This is a genomic window from Streptomyces sp. NPDC031265, assembly GCF_055570295.1.
The window spans coordinates 103,843-117,292 of the sequence record NZ_JBVIHM010000023.1; the positions used below are offsets into that span (position 1 = coordinate 103,843).

General features: G+C 72.6%; 11 protein-coding genes. 3 read left to right on the forward strand and 8 right to left on the reverse strand.

Going from position 1 to position 13,450, the window contains the following annotated elements; translation table 11 throughout:
- Window positions 1-222 precede the first annotated feature (222 nt).
- Window positions 223-1,356 carry a ThiF family adenylyltransferase gene (locus ACZ499_RS29295; RefSeq protein ID WP_468679273.1) on the forward strand — a complete coding sequence of 378 codons (1,134 nt, stop codon included), beginning with the start codon at window positions 223-225 and terminating at the stop codon, window positions 1,354-1,356.
- Window positions 1,357-1,419: 63 nt separating this feature from the next.
- On the forward strand, window positions 1,420-2,841 hold the full coding sequence (locus tag ACZ499_RS29300) for an ABC1 kinase family protein (protein ID WP_468679274.1): 1,422 nt from the start codon (window positions 1,420-1,422) through the stop codon (window positions 2,839-2,841).
- 37 nt (window positions 2,842-2,878) lie between these two features.
- Here the strand turns inward: ACZ499_RS29300 and ACZ499_RS29305 are convergent, their stop codons facing one another.
- From ACZ499_RS29305 to ACZ499_RS29325, 5 genes are all read right to left on the reverse strand, one after another.
- Complete coding sequence (locus ACZ499_RS29305; protein WP_468406473.1) at window positions 2,879-3,064, reverse strand: hypothetical protein; 186 nt, start codon at window positions 3,062-3,064, stop codon at window positions 2,879-2,881.
- Window positions 3,065-3,184: 120 nt separating this feature from the next.
- A complete protein-coding gene (locus ACZ499_RS29310; protein WP_067163770.1) occupies window positions 3,185-3,508 on the reverse strand; it encodes a hypothetical protein in 324 nt (107 codons plus the stop codon).
- On the reverse strand, window positions 3,505-3,873 hold the full coding sequence (locus tag ACZ499_RS29315; protein ID WP_468406475.1) for a WhiB family transcriptional regulator: 369 nt from the start codon (window positions 3,871-3,873) through the stop codon (window positions 3,505-3,507). The genes ACZ499_RS29310 and ACZ499_RS29315 overlap by 4 nt, the downstream gene beginning before the upstream one ends.
- A 161-nt stretch (window positions 3,874-4,034) precedes the next feature.
- Complete coding sequence (locus ACZ499_RS29320) at window positions 4,035-4,364, reverse strand: hypothetical protein (protein WP_468679296.1); 330 nt, start codon at window positions 4,362-4,364, stop codon at window positions 4,035-4,037.
- A gap of 190 nt (window positions 4,365-4,554) precedes the next feature.
- Window positions 4,555-6,738: an ATP-dependent DNA helicase UvrD2 gene (locus tag ACZ499_RS29325; protein ID WP_468679275.1), complete on the reverse strand. Its 2,184-nt coding sequence runs from the start codon at window positions 6,736-6,738 to the stop codon at window positions 4,555-4,557.
- Between the two features lie 177 nt (window positions 6,739-6,915).
- On the opposite strand from ACZ499_RS29325, the gene ACZ499_RS29330 reads away from it, so the two are divergent.
- Entirely contained in the window at window positions 6,916-7,158 is a 243-nt protein-coding gene (locus tag ACZ499_RS29330) for a mycoredoxin (RefSeq protein WP_360839817.1), read from the forward strand.
- 81 nt (window positions 7,159-7,239) lie between these two features.
- Here the strand turns inward: ACZ499_RS29330 and nudC are convergent, their stop codons facing one another.
- The 3 genes from nudC to ACZ499_RS29345 all read right to left on the reverse strand — a co-directional run bounded on the left by nudC (window position 7,240) and on the right by ACZ499_RS29345 (window position 13,446).
- Window positions 7,240-8,202, reverse strand: a complete 963-nt coding sequence (gene nudC / locus ACZ499_RS29335; RefSeq protein WP_468679276.1) for an NAD(+) diphosphatase — start codon at window positions 8,200-8,202, stop codon at window positions 7,240-7,242.
- Window positions 8,203-8,288: 86 nt separating this feature from the next.
- Entirely contained in the window at window positions 8,289-9,707 is a 1,419-nt protein-coding gene (locus tag ACZ499_RS29340) for a dipeptidase (RefSeq protein ID WP_468679277.1), read from the reverse strand.
- A 10-nt stretch (window positions 9,708-9,717) separates the two neighbouring features.
- The gene (locus ACZ499_RS29345) at window positions 9,718-13,446 is read right to left on the reverse strand and encodes a UvrD-helicase domain-containing protein (protein ID WP_468679278.1); all 3,729 of its coding nucleotides are present in this window, start codon (window positions 13,444-13,446) and stop codon (window positions 9,718-9,720) included.
- Window positions 13,447-13,450 lie beyond the last annotated feature (4 nt).

Genomic DNA, 13,450 nt, shown 5'->3' on the forward strand with positions numbered 1-13,450 from the left:
ATGATCCATTCCGGGCGTGCACCATTTGAATGACTAATACCCCCGCCTGTGGACAACTTTCCGCACGAGTTCGCCGCACCCGGCATTCTGGCAACGGATCGCAGGACGGATCGTGACCGGACGACGCATGACGGGCGGCTCATGACGGATGGCTCATGACCGGCTCGTGATCGGACGGCGGCTCGCGCCCGGAAGCGGACGCGCGGAACAACGGGGGTTGACATGCATCCGATGCTGAAGCCGGCACTGCGCCGGGCGTGGCGCGACCGGCAGACCGTGCAATTCGGGGTGACACCCGCGCGGGCGGTGGTGGTCTCGCCCGTGGACACGGCGACGGGGAGCTTCCTGGAACTCCTGGACGGCACCCGCGGCCTTCCGCTGCTGTACGAGGAGGCCAGGGCCCTGGACCTGTCGCCCGGCCAAGTGGACGCGCTGGTGGAGCGGTTGACCGAGGCCGGGGTGGTGGACGACCCGACGGCCGGCGGCCCGGCGGCGGAGGCGCTGCGCGGGCGGGCCGAGGCGTTCGACCGGACCAGATCCGATCTGGCCTCGCTCTGCCTGGTCCATCCCGAACCGGGCGGCGGGGCGCAGCGGTTGGCTGCCCGCCGGTCCCTGAAGGTGCAGGTGCGGGGCGCGGGGCGGGTGGGGGCGACGATCGCCTCGGTCCTCGCCGCGTCGGGGGTGGGGCGGGTGGAGGTGCTCGACGGCGGGAGGGTGCAGCCGTGGGACGTGGCGCCCGGCGGCATGCCCGAGCAGGCGGTGGGCGAGCGCAGGGTCCCGGCGGCCCAGCAGCTCGTGCGCGGCGCGGCGCCGGGCCGTCCGCCCCGGTCCGGCGAGGGCGACGAGCCGACCGGGCTGTCACTGATCGTGGTGGCCCCCAGGGACGGGCTTGATGTGTACGCACCGGATCCGGTGACCGGCGCGGAGTGGGTGGCGGCCGGCATCCCCCATCTGTACGCGGGAGTTGTGGAGACGACCGGGCTCGTGGGGCCACTGGTCCTGCCCGGTGGCACCGGGTGCGCGGGCTGTCTGGCGCTGGAGCGGGCCGAGCGCGATCCCGGCTGGCCCCGGATGCTGGCGCAGTGGCGCTCCGGCCGCCGTCAGGGTGCCGTACCGGCCTGCGACCTGGCGCTCGCGACCGCCGTGGCGGGGCTGGCCGCGGCGCACGCACTGGCCTTTCTGGACGGCGACCTCCCGGCGAGTACGGGCACGCGGTGGGAGGCGTCGCTGCCCATGCTCGGCTGGCGGCCGCGGCGCCTCGCGGCCCGGCTCGACTGTCTCTGCGGCGCTGGTGGGAACAGTGAGGGGGAGGACACCTCGGGGGGCGCACGGCCGCAGGACACAATGGCCCGGTAACCGCTGTCAACGACGCACTGCCGCGAGGCGCGCGGCACGGCCGGCTGGGATTTGGAGGGGCGCATGTCTGATCTTCCCCGGAAGGCGGTCACCCGGACCGCCAAGTTGGCCGCGCTGCCACTTGGTTTCGCCGGGCGTGCCACCTGGGGCCTGGGCAAACGGATCGGGGGCAAGTCCGCGGAGATAGTCGGCCGCGAGATCCAGCAGCGCACCGCCGAGCAGCTCTTCAAGGTCCTGGGCGAACTCAAGGGCGGGGCGATGAAGTTCGGGCAGGCCATGTCCGTCTTCGAGTCGGCGCTGCCCGAGGAGATCGCCGGTCCCTACCGGGCCGCGCTGACCAAGTTGCAGGAGGCGGCGCCGCCCATGCCGACCCGGACCGTGCACGCGGTGCTCGCGGAGCGGCTCGGGGAGGAGTGGCGCGAGCTGTTCCTGGAGTTCGAGGAGAAGCCCGCCGCTGCGGCCTCGATCGGGCAGGTGCACCGGGCGGTCTGGCACGACGGGCGCGAGGTCGCGGTCAAGGTGCAGTACCCGGGCGCCGGGGAGGCACTGCTCTCGGACCTGACGCAGTTGAGCCGGTTCGCCCGGCTGCTCGGGCCGCTGATCCCGGGCATGGACATCAAGCCGCTCATCTCGGAGCTGCGCGACCGGGTCTCGGAGGAGCTGGACTACGAGCTGGAGGCACAGGCCCAGCGGGAGCACGCGGCGGAGTTCGCGGACGACCCGGACGTGGTGGTGCCCGATGTGGTCCACCAGCGCGACCAGGTCCTGGTGACCGAGTGGATCGACGGAACCCCGCTGTCCGAAGTGATCGCGGGCGGTACGGAGGAGCAGCGCGACCGGGCGGGTCAGCTGCTGGCGAGGTTCCTCTTCTCGGGTCCGGCGCGGACCGGGCTGCTGCACGCGGACCCGCATCCGGGCAACTTCCGGCTGCTGCCGCCGGAGAAGGAGGACGGCGCATGGCGGCTGGGCGTGCTGGACTTCGGGACGGTGGACCGGCTGCCGGGCGGGCTGCCCCGGACGATCGGCGACTCGCTGCGGATGACGCTCGAAGGCGACGCCGAGGCCGTCTACGCGCTGCTGTGCGAGGGAGGCTTCGTGAAGGAGTCCATAGACCTCGACCCGGACGCGGTCCTGGACTATCTGCTGCCCATCATCGAGCCCGCGCAGGCGGACGAGTTCACCTTCACCCGTGCCTGGATGCGCGGGCAGGCGGCCCGGATCGCCGACCCGCGCTCCCCCGCGCACCAGTTGGGCAAGCAGCTCAATCTGCCGCCCGCGTATCTGCTGATACACCGGGTGACGCTCTCCACCATCGGGGTGCTGTGCCAGCTGGACGCGACGGTCCGGCTGCGGGACGAGCTGGAGCAGTGGGTGCCCGGGTTCCTGCCCGCAGATGTGGAGGAGCTGGCCGGGCTGGAGAACCTGATGGTCCTGGAGGCCGGGGAGCCGGACGACGAGGAGGACGAGCAGCCCGCCGGGGCATGAGCTCCGTCGGGGCCGGCGGGGCGGGGCCGCGCGCGGGTCACCACCACACGGAGTCGAGTCTGCTCTCGATCGCCCGGAGGTTGGCGCGCGCGCAGGCGTCGCAGAAGTAGAGACGCTCACCGTTCTCGACGGAATAGGTCCAGGTCGGCGGAGTGCTCTCGGCGGGGGTGCCGCAGCGCGAGCACACAACGGTCTCGGCAACCGGCTGAGTCGGGTCGTCCATTTCGTGACGATACCGCCGCGGCCGGTGGTTGCGGGCACAACGCACCGGGGGGGCCGGTCCGTTCGGACCGGCCCCCGCGGGCTCATTCGTCACTTCGCGCTCTGTTTGGCGGTGCCGTCGTTACTGCATGACGGCCATGGCCAGGGCGCGGCGGGCACGCATCGACACGCGCTCGGCGCGGCGCTGCATCCGCCGGGCGGCGATCAGGCGCATGGCCTGCCGCTCGGCCTCGGCTTCCCGCATGCGCTCGTGCATATGGGCACGGGCGAGGGCTTCTGGCATGAGTTGCATTTCGAGGGTCCTGTTCTGACGCGAGGCGTTCGCGCCGGTGGTGGTGAAGTCTGGGGTCGCGGAGCCCATGAGCTCGCTGGCGGACGTCGTCATCGGGGCCTGCTTCTGGGGGTCGTTCGTGAGGGGGCGGTCGATGGTTCCCGGGCGGTTCATGCAGCAACCGGGTTCTTGCGCGGGCGGCCACGCGGCCGCTTGCGGGCTACGACCACGCCCTGGACGAAGAGCTCGCCGCCCCAGACACCCCAGGGCTCGCGCCGCTCCTTGGCCCCGGCGAGGCAGGCCTCGACCAGCGGGCAGGTGCGGCAGAGCGACTTGGCGTACTCGACGTCTGCCGGGGACTCGGCGAAGAAGACCTCCGGGTCGAACGAACGGCAGGGGACGGGTACGCCGAGGTTCTCGATGGCGTCGTCGAGCGCGGTGAGCGCGGTGAGGGGAGTCAAGGCGGGGTCCTCCGTGAGACCGGGCGGGGGGATCGTCTGGGCGGGCGGTACGGACGGGGCGTGCGCTTCGAGTTGCACGGTGTTTTCTTCCTCGTCTTTGTTGTCGTTCCGGCCGGTCGGCCGGGTTTCGGCTGGTACCGAGACCCCTTCGCGCTGTCATCCCCGTTCGGGGACAAACAGAAGGGCCGCGGATCCCTGGTGGGGTTCCGCGGCCCTGAAGGCGCCTGCCTGATCCTGGATCAGGCTGGATCGCTCCAGGGTTCGAGCCCACGGAAGGCCCACATCGTGTGGTGCTGCGTCGTCTGCTTCTCGGCTCCGGCACCGGCGGCCGCAAAGGCGTAGGCCTGGGCCTGTCCCTTCACTACTGCTGCTTCCGGTGCCTGGGTCGGTCGCTCATTGCCGTTCCGCACGGGGAGGCTCGCCAGGGAGGACGGAATGACGACCGAGAGGCCGAGCAGACCGGAGACACCGGTGGACAGACCGGTGCCCTGGAGAGAGGAGCCGAGCGGGCAGGTGGCGACGACCGAGCGATCGGTCACTTTGGTGGTGCGGATGCTGGTGAAGTTCATGAAGCTGGTCACTGGTCTCGCCTCCTCTCGGCGTCTCGGGGAGCTGGGGCCCGGGGGCCTTGTCCCATGCGTATTCGGATAAGTACAGCAAGTAGAGCACGGACGCAGGGCCTTGAGAAGCCGCTGTTTCCGTGGTTAAGAACCTATGGGGATTCCTGGGGCGGGCGCAAACTATTTTTGCGACGAGTTTTCAAGAGGTCGCCTCGTCGCCTCCGCCAACCTCCTCACCTGCGCAGATGGCCAGGACATCGGTGCCGAAGCGGTCCAGCTTGCGGGCGCCGACACCTGAGATCACCGCGAGCTCTCCGCCGCTGGACGGCACGGCCTCCGCGATCGCCATCAGGGTCTTGTCGGTGAACACGCAGTACGGCGGCTGCCCCAGCAGGCTCGCCTGGCCCGCCCGCCAGTCGCGCAGCCGCTCGTACAGACCCTCGTCCATGTCGGAGGGGCAGTCCTCGCAGCGCATCAGCTTCATCTCACCGGCTTCGGTGAGCGTCTTGCCGCACACCCGGCACAGCACCGGGCCGCGCCGGGTCCGTCTGCGGGCGGCGCCCCGCTCGATCCCGCCCGTGGAGCCCGCCGACGAGGAGCGGGCGCCGAGAGCCGCGGAGCCCGGCCGCAAACCGTTCAGGAAGCGGCTGGGGCGCCGCGACGGCCGTCCGCCGGGAGACCGCGAGAGCGACCAGGACAAGGCGAGGTGCACCCGGGCCCGGGTGACGCCCACGTACAGCAGCCGGCGCTCCTCCTCGACCTGCTCGTCGGTCTTCGCATATGTGATCGGCATCATGCCTTCGGTGAGACCGACCAGGAAGACCGCGTCCCACTCCAGACCCTTCGCGGCGTGCAGCGAGGCCAGGGTGACGCCCTCGACCGTCGGCGCGTGCTGCGCGGCCGCGCGCTCGTCGAGCTCGGCCACCAGATCGGAGAGCGTCGCGCCCGCCTTGGCACGCGCGAAGTCCTCCGCCAGCCGGACCAGCGCCGCCAGTGACTCCCAGCGGTCGCGGACCGCGCCGGAGCCCGCCGGGGGCGCGGAGGTCCAGCCCTTGGTGCCGAGGACTGCCCGGACCTGGGACGGCAGGTCCACGGCGTCGTCGAGCAGCGAGTCGTTGCCCCCCGCCCGGGCCGCGCCGCGCAGGGCGACGCCCGCCTCCCTGACCTCGGGCCGCTCGAAGAACCGCTCGGCGCCGCGCAGCTGGTAGGCCACGCCCGCGTCGGCGAGGGCCTGCTCGTAGATCTCCGACTGCGCGTTGATCCGGTAGAGCACGGCGATCTCGCCGGCCGAGATCCCGGAGGCGATGAGGTCGCGGATGCGCCGGGCGACGCCCTCGGCCTCGGCGGGCTCGTCCCCGTACTCCGTATAGACCGGCTCGGGGCCCGCCTCGCGCTGGGAGACGAGTTCGAGGCGGTGCTCGGCGGCGCGGCCGCGCGCCTGGCCGAGCAGGCCGTTGGCGAGGTGCACCACCTGGGGGGTCGAGCGGTAGTCCCGCACCAGCTTCACCACCGTCGCGTTCGGATGGCGGGTGCGGAAGTTCAGCAGGTGGTCGGGGGTGGCGCCGGTGAACGAGTAGATCGTCTGGCTGGCGTCGCCGACGACGCAGAGGCTGTCCCGCTCGCCGAGCCACAGCTCCAGGAGGCGCTGCTGGAGGGGGCTGACGTCCTGGTACTCGTCGACCACGAAGTGCTGGTACTGGCCGCGGATCTGCTCGGCGATGTCGTGCCGGTCCTGGAGCACGCCGACGGTGAGCAGCAGCACGTCCTCGAAGTCGATCATCCCCCGGTCGCGCTTGAGCTCTTCGTACGCCCCGTAGATCTGGGAGATCTCGGCGGGGTCGCGCGGGGCGTCGCGCAGGGACTTGGCGACCGCCGCCGGGTAGTCGGCGGGGACGGTCTGGGTGACCTTCGCCCACTCGATCTCGCCCGTGACATCCCGCAGCTCGCCCCGGTCGAGCCGGACGCGGCAGCGGGCGCCCGCCTCCGCGACCAGCTGGACCTTGCGCTCGACCAGCCGGGGCAGCTCACCGCCGACCGCCTTGGGCCAGAAGTACTGGAGCTGGCGCAGGGCGGCCGAGTGGAAGGTGCGAGCCTGGACGCCGCCCGCGCCGAGCTGGCGCAGCCGGCCGCGCATCTCGCCCGCCGCGCGGTTGGTGAACGTGACGGCCAGCACACTGCTCGGCTGCAGGATCCCGGCCCGTACCCCATACGCGATCCGGTGGGTGATCGCGCGGGTCTTGCCCGTCCCGGCGCCGGCCAGCACGCACACCGGTCCGTGCAGGGCCGTCGCGACCTCGCGCTGCTCGGGGTCGAGGCCGTCGAGCACCGCGTCCGCCGACTCGGGGACCTGTGGGAAGAGCGAGGAGTGCGTTGCTGATGTCACCCCGCCATGCTGCCAGGTCGGCGGAGGCGGACGGGACGCGTTGTCCACAGGGGGCGGGATTGGTCGTACTAATGCGGGAATGGCGGCCCGGTCGCGTACGTTCTCCCCTTGGCGCTCACCCGCTGAGTTCCATCACCAAGATCCACCCACCGAGCCGAACATGAGGAGTGCGAGAGCATGCCGGGCACTGTGACGATGTACAGCACCACGTGGTGCGGCTACTGCCGTCGGCTGAAGAGCCAGATGGACCGCGAGGGCATCACGTACAACGAGATCAACATCGAGCAGGACCCGGAGTCGGCGGCCTTCGTCGAGAAGGCCAACGGGGGCAACCAGACGGTGCCGACCGTGCTCTTCGCCGACGGCTCGACGCTGACGAACCCGTCGCTCGCGCAGGTCAAGCAGAAGATAGGCGTCTGAGCCTCCGCTCCACGCGCGCGTAGAGGGCCCCCACCACATCGGTGGGGGCCCTCCGTGTGCCCGGGCGCGTGGCCGCCGGGCTCAGTGCGTGGGCCTGGGCAGCGGCTTGCCGTACCAGAGCTCGATGAGGCGGGCCGCGATCGAGATGCCGTACGGCGGCAGGACCTCGCCCGACTCGAAGGCGGCGCGCAGGTCCTCGCGGGAGAACCAGCGGGCCTCGTGGATCTCCTCGCCGTCCACGTTGATCTCGGATGACGTGGCCTGCGCCATGAAGCCGAGCATCAGGCTGGACGGGAACGGCCAGGGCTGACTGGCGACGTACTCGACCTCGCCGACCGTGACGCCCGCCTCCTCGAAGACCTCGCGGCGCACCGACTGCTCGATGGACTCGCCGGGCTCGACGAAGCCGGCCAGGGTCGAGAAGCGGCCCTCCGGCCAGTGCACCTGGCGGCCCAGCAGCGCGCGGTCCTCCTCGTCCGTGACCAGCATGATCACGGCCGGGTCGGTGCGCGGGTAGTGCTCGGCGCCACACGCCTGGCAGCGACGGATGTGGCCGGCGGCCGCGATGACCGTGCGCTCGCCGCAGCGGGAGCAGAAGCGGTGCAGCCGCTGCCAGTTCTCCAGGGCGACCGCGTGGACCATCAGGCCCGTTTCCCGGGGCGACAGGAGCAGCCCTGCCTCACGCAGGCCCGCCGCGCGCGCGGACTGGTCCATACGGCCCGGCAGGGAGTCCTTCTGGAGCGCGAAGTAGCTGACGCCGTCGTCGTCGGTGCCCAGGAAGTAGCGGTGGGTCTCGGTGACGGGGGCCTCGAAGGCCGGGGTCATCACCAGTTCCGTACGGCCGTCGGCGGTGTCGTCGATCAGGACCTGTCCGCCGGAGACCACGAAGACCCTGGTCGTCGGGTGGCTCCAGGCGGCCGCCAGCCAGGCCTCGTCCAGGCGGTGGTGGGCCGCGCGGTCGAGGCCGCTCGCCTCGGTGAGGCTGATGGGTGTGGCGAGGCCGATCGGCCGGTCCGCGGCGGCGTCACTGCTGGTGGTGCTCACAGGTGCTTCCAACTCCCCCGGGTGGATGGGTTCAGCGGTGTTCGTTCAGCGGCGGTGCTTGAGGGCCGCGCGCGGCCCGCGGCCCTTCACCGCCGTGCGGCGGCGAGGTCGCCCCACAGGTGGGCGGTGGTCTCGACGCCCTTGAGGAGGAGGTCGACCTCGACCTTCTCGTTGGGCGCGTGCCAGCCGTCGGACGGGACGGAGATCCCCAGGAAGAGCACTGGCGCGCCGAGCACGTCCTGGAGGTCGGCGGCCGGGCCGGAGCCGCCCTCGCGCGTGAAGCGGATCTTCTGGCCGAAGGCGCGGCCCATGGCCCGTACGACGGACTGCAGGGCCGGGTGGTCCAGCGGCGTCAGACAGGGGCGGGTGCCCGCGCTGAAGGCGATCTCGTGCCGGATGCCGGCCGGGACCTGGGTGGCGACCCACTCGGTGACCAGCTTCTCGACCCGTTCCGGGTCCTGCCCGGCAACCAGCCGGAACGACAGCTTCACCATCGCCGACGAGGGGATGATCGTCTTGCCGCCGGGGCCCTGATAGCCGCCGCCGATGCCGTTGACCTCGGCGGTCGGCCGGGCCCAGACACGCTCAAGGGTCGAGTACCCGGCTTCGCCGTGTGGGGCGCGGGACTTGGCGGTACGCAGCCACTCGGCCTCGGCGAAGGGCAGCTCGGCGACGAGCTCGCGCTCGGCGTCCGTCAGCTCGGCGATGCCGTCGTAGAAGCCGGGCACCGCGACCCGCTCGTCGGCGTCGTGCAGCGCCGCGACCAGGCGGGCGACGGCGGTGGCCGGGTTGGGCACGGCGCCGCCGAAGGAGCCGGAGTGGATGTCCTGGTCCGGTCCGTACAGCCGGATCTCGCACTCGGCGAGGCCGCGCATGCCCGTGCACACCGTAGGTGTGTTCTCCGACCACATGCCGGTGTCGGAGACGATCACGGCGTCGGCGGCGAAGCGGTCCGCGTGCGCCTCGACGAGAGCGCGGAAGTTGGGCGAGCCGGACTCCTCCTCGCCCTCGACCAGGAGCTTGAGGTTGACGGCGGGCGCGGTGCGGCCGGTGGCGGCGAGGTGCGCCCGCACGCCCAGGGTGTGGAAGAACACCTGGCCCTTGTCGTCGGCCGCGCCCCGCCCGTACAGCCGGCCGTCGCGCAGCTCCGGCTCGAAGGGCTCGGTGTGCCAGCCGTCCTCGCGCGCGGCGGGCTGCACGTCGTGGTGGCCGTAGACGAGCACGGTGGGGGCCTCGGGGTCGCCGGAGGGCCACTCCGCGTAGACAGCCGGGGCGCCCGGGGTCTGAAGGACCTCGGTGACCGGGAAGCCGGTCTCCTTGAGCTTGGCGGCCAGCCAGCCGGCGCTGCGTTGCACGTCGCCGTCATGCTCGGGCTGGGCCGACACGGACGGGATCCGCAGCCACTGCGCGAGGTCGTCGAGGAAGGCGGCGCGGTGCTGCTCGATGTACGCGCGCACGGTGTCGTCGACTGCGGTCTGGACGGCGCTGTCCGGGGTCTCGCTCATGCCATTGAGCCTATCCGGCCGGTGGTGGTGGCATGTCCGCCGGTGTCCCGGCCGGGCCTGGTGGGGGCACTGGCGCGGCCTCCTCGCGCGCGTGGCCGTGCTCACCGCCCCGTGCGCCGGTGCCGCTCGTCCCGCCCAGCAGGATCCGCTCCAGCTCGGCGCGGCCCGGCAGACGGGCGGGGCGGACCGTGTCCCCTGTACGTACGTACAGGAAGGCGGCCGTGACGGATTCCAGCGGGACGCCGTGCTGCTCGGCCCAGGCGAGGCGGTAGACGGCGAGCTGGAGCGGGTCACCGGTGGCACCGCGGCCGGTCTTCCAGTCGACGATCTCGTACGTGCCCGCCCTCTCGCCCGGGTACACCGCGTCGATACGGCCGCGGACCACCCGGCCCGCCAGCGTGACCTGGACCGGCGCTTCGATGCGGAGCGGGGTGCGCCGGGCGTACGGGGAGCGCTCGAACGCCTCCTTGAGGGCCGCCAGGTCGCGCTCGTCCGCGATGTCGGCGTCGCTCTCGTCGCCGCCGGGGAGCTCGTCGGGGCCGAGCATGGGCAGCGGCAGCTCCTCGAAGCGGGACTCCACCCAGGCGTGGAACCGGGTGCCGCGGCGGGCTGCCTGCTGCGGCGGCTTCGGCATCGGGCGGGCCAGATCCTGGGCGAAGCCATCCGGGTCCGCGGCGAGCCGCAGCAGGTCGGAGGCCGTGAGCGAGGGCGGCACCTGGACCTCGCGGCTGGTGGCGCGGGCGCGGCGGAGCTCGGCGGTGAGGGCCTCCAGGTCGCGGTCCCAGGAGGCGATGGCGCGGCGCTCCTCGGGGGTGAGGACGCGCTGCGGGGCGGAGTCGGTATGGGGGCGGGAGGCCTGGGCGGGCACGTCGGCGCGCGCGTGGCCGTCGGCCGGTGCCGGGGGCTCCGCCGGTGCTGGGGGCTCCGCCGGTGCTGGGCGCTCCGCCGGTGCTGGGCGCTCAATCGGTGCCGGGGGCTCCGCCGGTGCTGGGCGCTCAATCGGTGCCGGGCGCTGAGTCGGCAGGCTCTCCCAGCCGTCCTCCAGCGCGGAGAGGGCGCCCAGGTCGTCCGCGTCCCCGAAGGCGTCGAAGTCGTCGGGCGGGAACGGGTCGTCTTCGTAGAAGCCGTCCTCGTGGAACCCGTCTCCGGAAGGGAGGTCAGCCTCCACGCGCGCGTGGACCGAGTCGTGCCGCGTGTAGTGCGGCTCGGCACCGGCCGCCCCCTCCTCGTCCAGGTACGCCAGGACCGTCCCGGCCGCCGTCCGTCGGCGTGCCAGCGACGTGGGGTCGAGCGGGAGCGGCCACGCGTGCGTGGCGGCCGACTCGCTCAGGGCCGGGTTCTCGGCGTCCGCGGCCGGAGCGTCGGCCCAGACCTCGATCTCGCCGTGGCCCGCCTCGCAGTGGGCGTACAGCGCCTCCAGGAACTCGGACGGCCCGCGCGGCTTCTTCTGGCTCGGGCCCCACCAGTGGCCCGAGCCGAGGAGCAACGAGCGGGGGCGCGTGAACGTGACGTAGCCCAGGCGCAGTTCCTCGGTGTGCTGGTGCTCCTTCAGCTCCTCCTTGAAGGCCTTGAGGCCCTTGGCGTCCCACTCCGGAGTGGCCGGGAGGGTCGGGGCGTCGCCGCGCAGCGCGTGCGGAAGGACCTTGGCCTGGGCCGTCCAGGCCTCCCGCGACTGGGTGGAGGGGAAGGTTCCGTTGACCAGGCCGGGGACGGCGACCACGTCCCACTCAAGCCCTTTGGACTTGTGGGCGGTGAGCACCTTCACCGTGTTCTCGCCGCCGGGCAGGGCGTTGTCCAGGCCCTTCTCGTACTGGGCGGCGGTGCGCAGGAAGCCGAGGAAGGCCAGGAGCGAGGCCTCGCCGTCGAGAGCCGCGAACCCCGCCGCTGTGTCCAGGAAGTTGGCGAGGGTCTCGCGGCGGCGGGCGGCCAGGGCGTGCGGCGAGGCCGAGAGCTCGACCTCCAGGCCGGTGGTGGTGAGCACGCGGTGGAGCACGTCCATGAGCGGGTCGGCGAGCGAGCGGCGCAGATCGCGCAGCTCGGCGGCGAGCCGGGCGAAGCGGACCCGTGCCTCGGCCGAGAACGGCAGCCCGTCGTCCTGGCCGTCGCCCGACTCCAGGAAGGTGTCGAGCGCGTCCGCGAGGGAGATCACCTCGGCCGGGTCGACGCCCTCCACGGCGTCCGCGAGCCGCTGGGCCGGGTCGTCGGACCCGGCCCTCTCACGCCGTACGAGATGGCGGGCGCGACGGCCGAGCAGGGCGAGATCGCGGGGGCCGATGCGCCAGCGCGGGCCGGTCAGGACGCGCACGAGCGAGGCGTTGGCGCCCGGGTCCTGGAGGACTTCGCAGACCGCCACGAGGTCGGCGACCTCGGGAAGGTGGAGCAGCCCGGAGAGACCGACGACCTCTACGGGGATGTCGCGCGCGACGAGCGCGCCCTGGATCTGCGGGAAGTCCCCTGCGGTCCGGCACAGGACGGCGATCTCGCCGGGCTCCTTGCCGGTGCGGACGAGGTGCGCGAGGGAGTCCGCGAGCCAGTCGATCTCTTCCTGGTGGGTGTCGAGCAGGGCGATGCGGACCGTGCCGTCGCGCTCGGCACCGGGGGCGGGGCGCAGCGCCTCCACGCCCGCGTGCATCGTGCGCAGCGGCGCGGCCAGCGAGTTGGCGAGGTCGAGCAGTCGGCCGCCGCTGCGGCGGTTCTCGCTGAGCGAGTGGCGGGTGGCCGGGCTGCCGTCCGCGTACGGGAAGTGGCGCGGGAAGTCGTCAAGGTTGGCCACCGAGGCGCCACGCCAGCCGTAGATGGCCTGGCAGGGGTCGCCCACAGCGGTCACGGCGTGTCCGGTCCCCTCTCCGAACAGGGCGGCGAGCAGCCGGCGCTGGGCGACCGACGTGTCCTGGTACTCGTCGAGCAGCACGACGCGGAACTCGTCGCGGAGGATCCGGCCGACCTCGGGGCGGGTGAGGGCGAGCTCGGCGGAGAGCGCGATCTGGTCACCGAAGTCGAGCAGGTCACGGGACTTCTTGGCATCCCGGTAACGGACGGTGAGGTCGAGGAGTTCCAGCCGCCCCTCGGCCGCTTCGGGCACCTTGCGCAGATCCGCGTTGCTGAGCCCGGCGCCCTCCAGCGCCCGGAGCAGCTCCCGGTCGTACGCGCGCAGTTCCTCGGGTCGTACGAGGTGCTCGGCGAGCTCCGCGTCCAGCGCCAGCAGGTCGCTGACGAGGGAGGCGAAGGACTTGGTCAGCGCGGGGTAGGGGCCGGGCGCCTCGCGCAGCACACGGGCCGCAAGCTGGTAGCGGGTGGCGTCCGCGAGCAGCCGGGAGGTGGGCTCCAGCCCTATCCGCAGACCGTGATCGGTCAGGAGCTGTCCGGCGAACGCGTGGTACGTCGAGATCCGGGGCTCGCCCGGGGGGTTGTCGGGATCGATCGCGTCCGGGTCGGTGACGCCCGCGCGGACCAGCGCCGTCCGGACCCGCTCGGCGAGCTCGCCCGCGGCCTTGTTGGTGAAGGTCAGGCCGAGGACCTGCTCGGGGGCGACCTGCCCGGTGCCGACCAGCCAGACCACCCGGGCCGCCATGACGGTGGTCTTCCCGGACCCGGCGCCGGCCACGACGACCTGCGGGGCGGGCGGGGCGGTGATGCACGCCGTCTGCTCCGGGGTGAACGGGATGCCGAGGAGCTCCTTGAGCTCTTCGGGGTCGGTGAGGATGGGCACCCCAGAGAGGCTAACGGGGACCACTGACAACCGT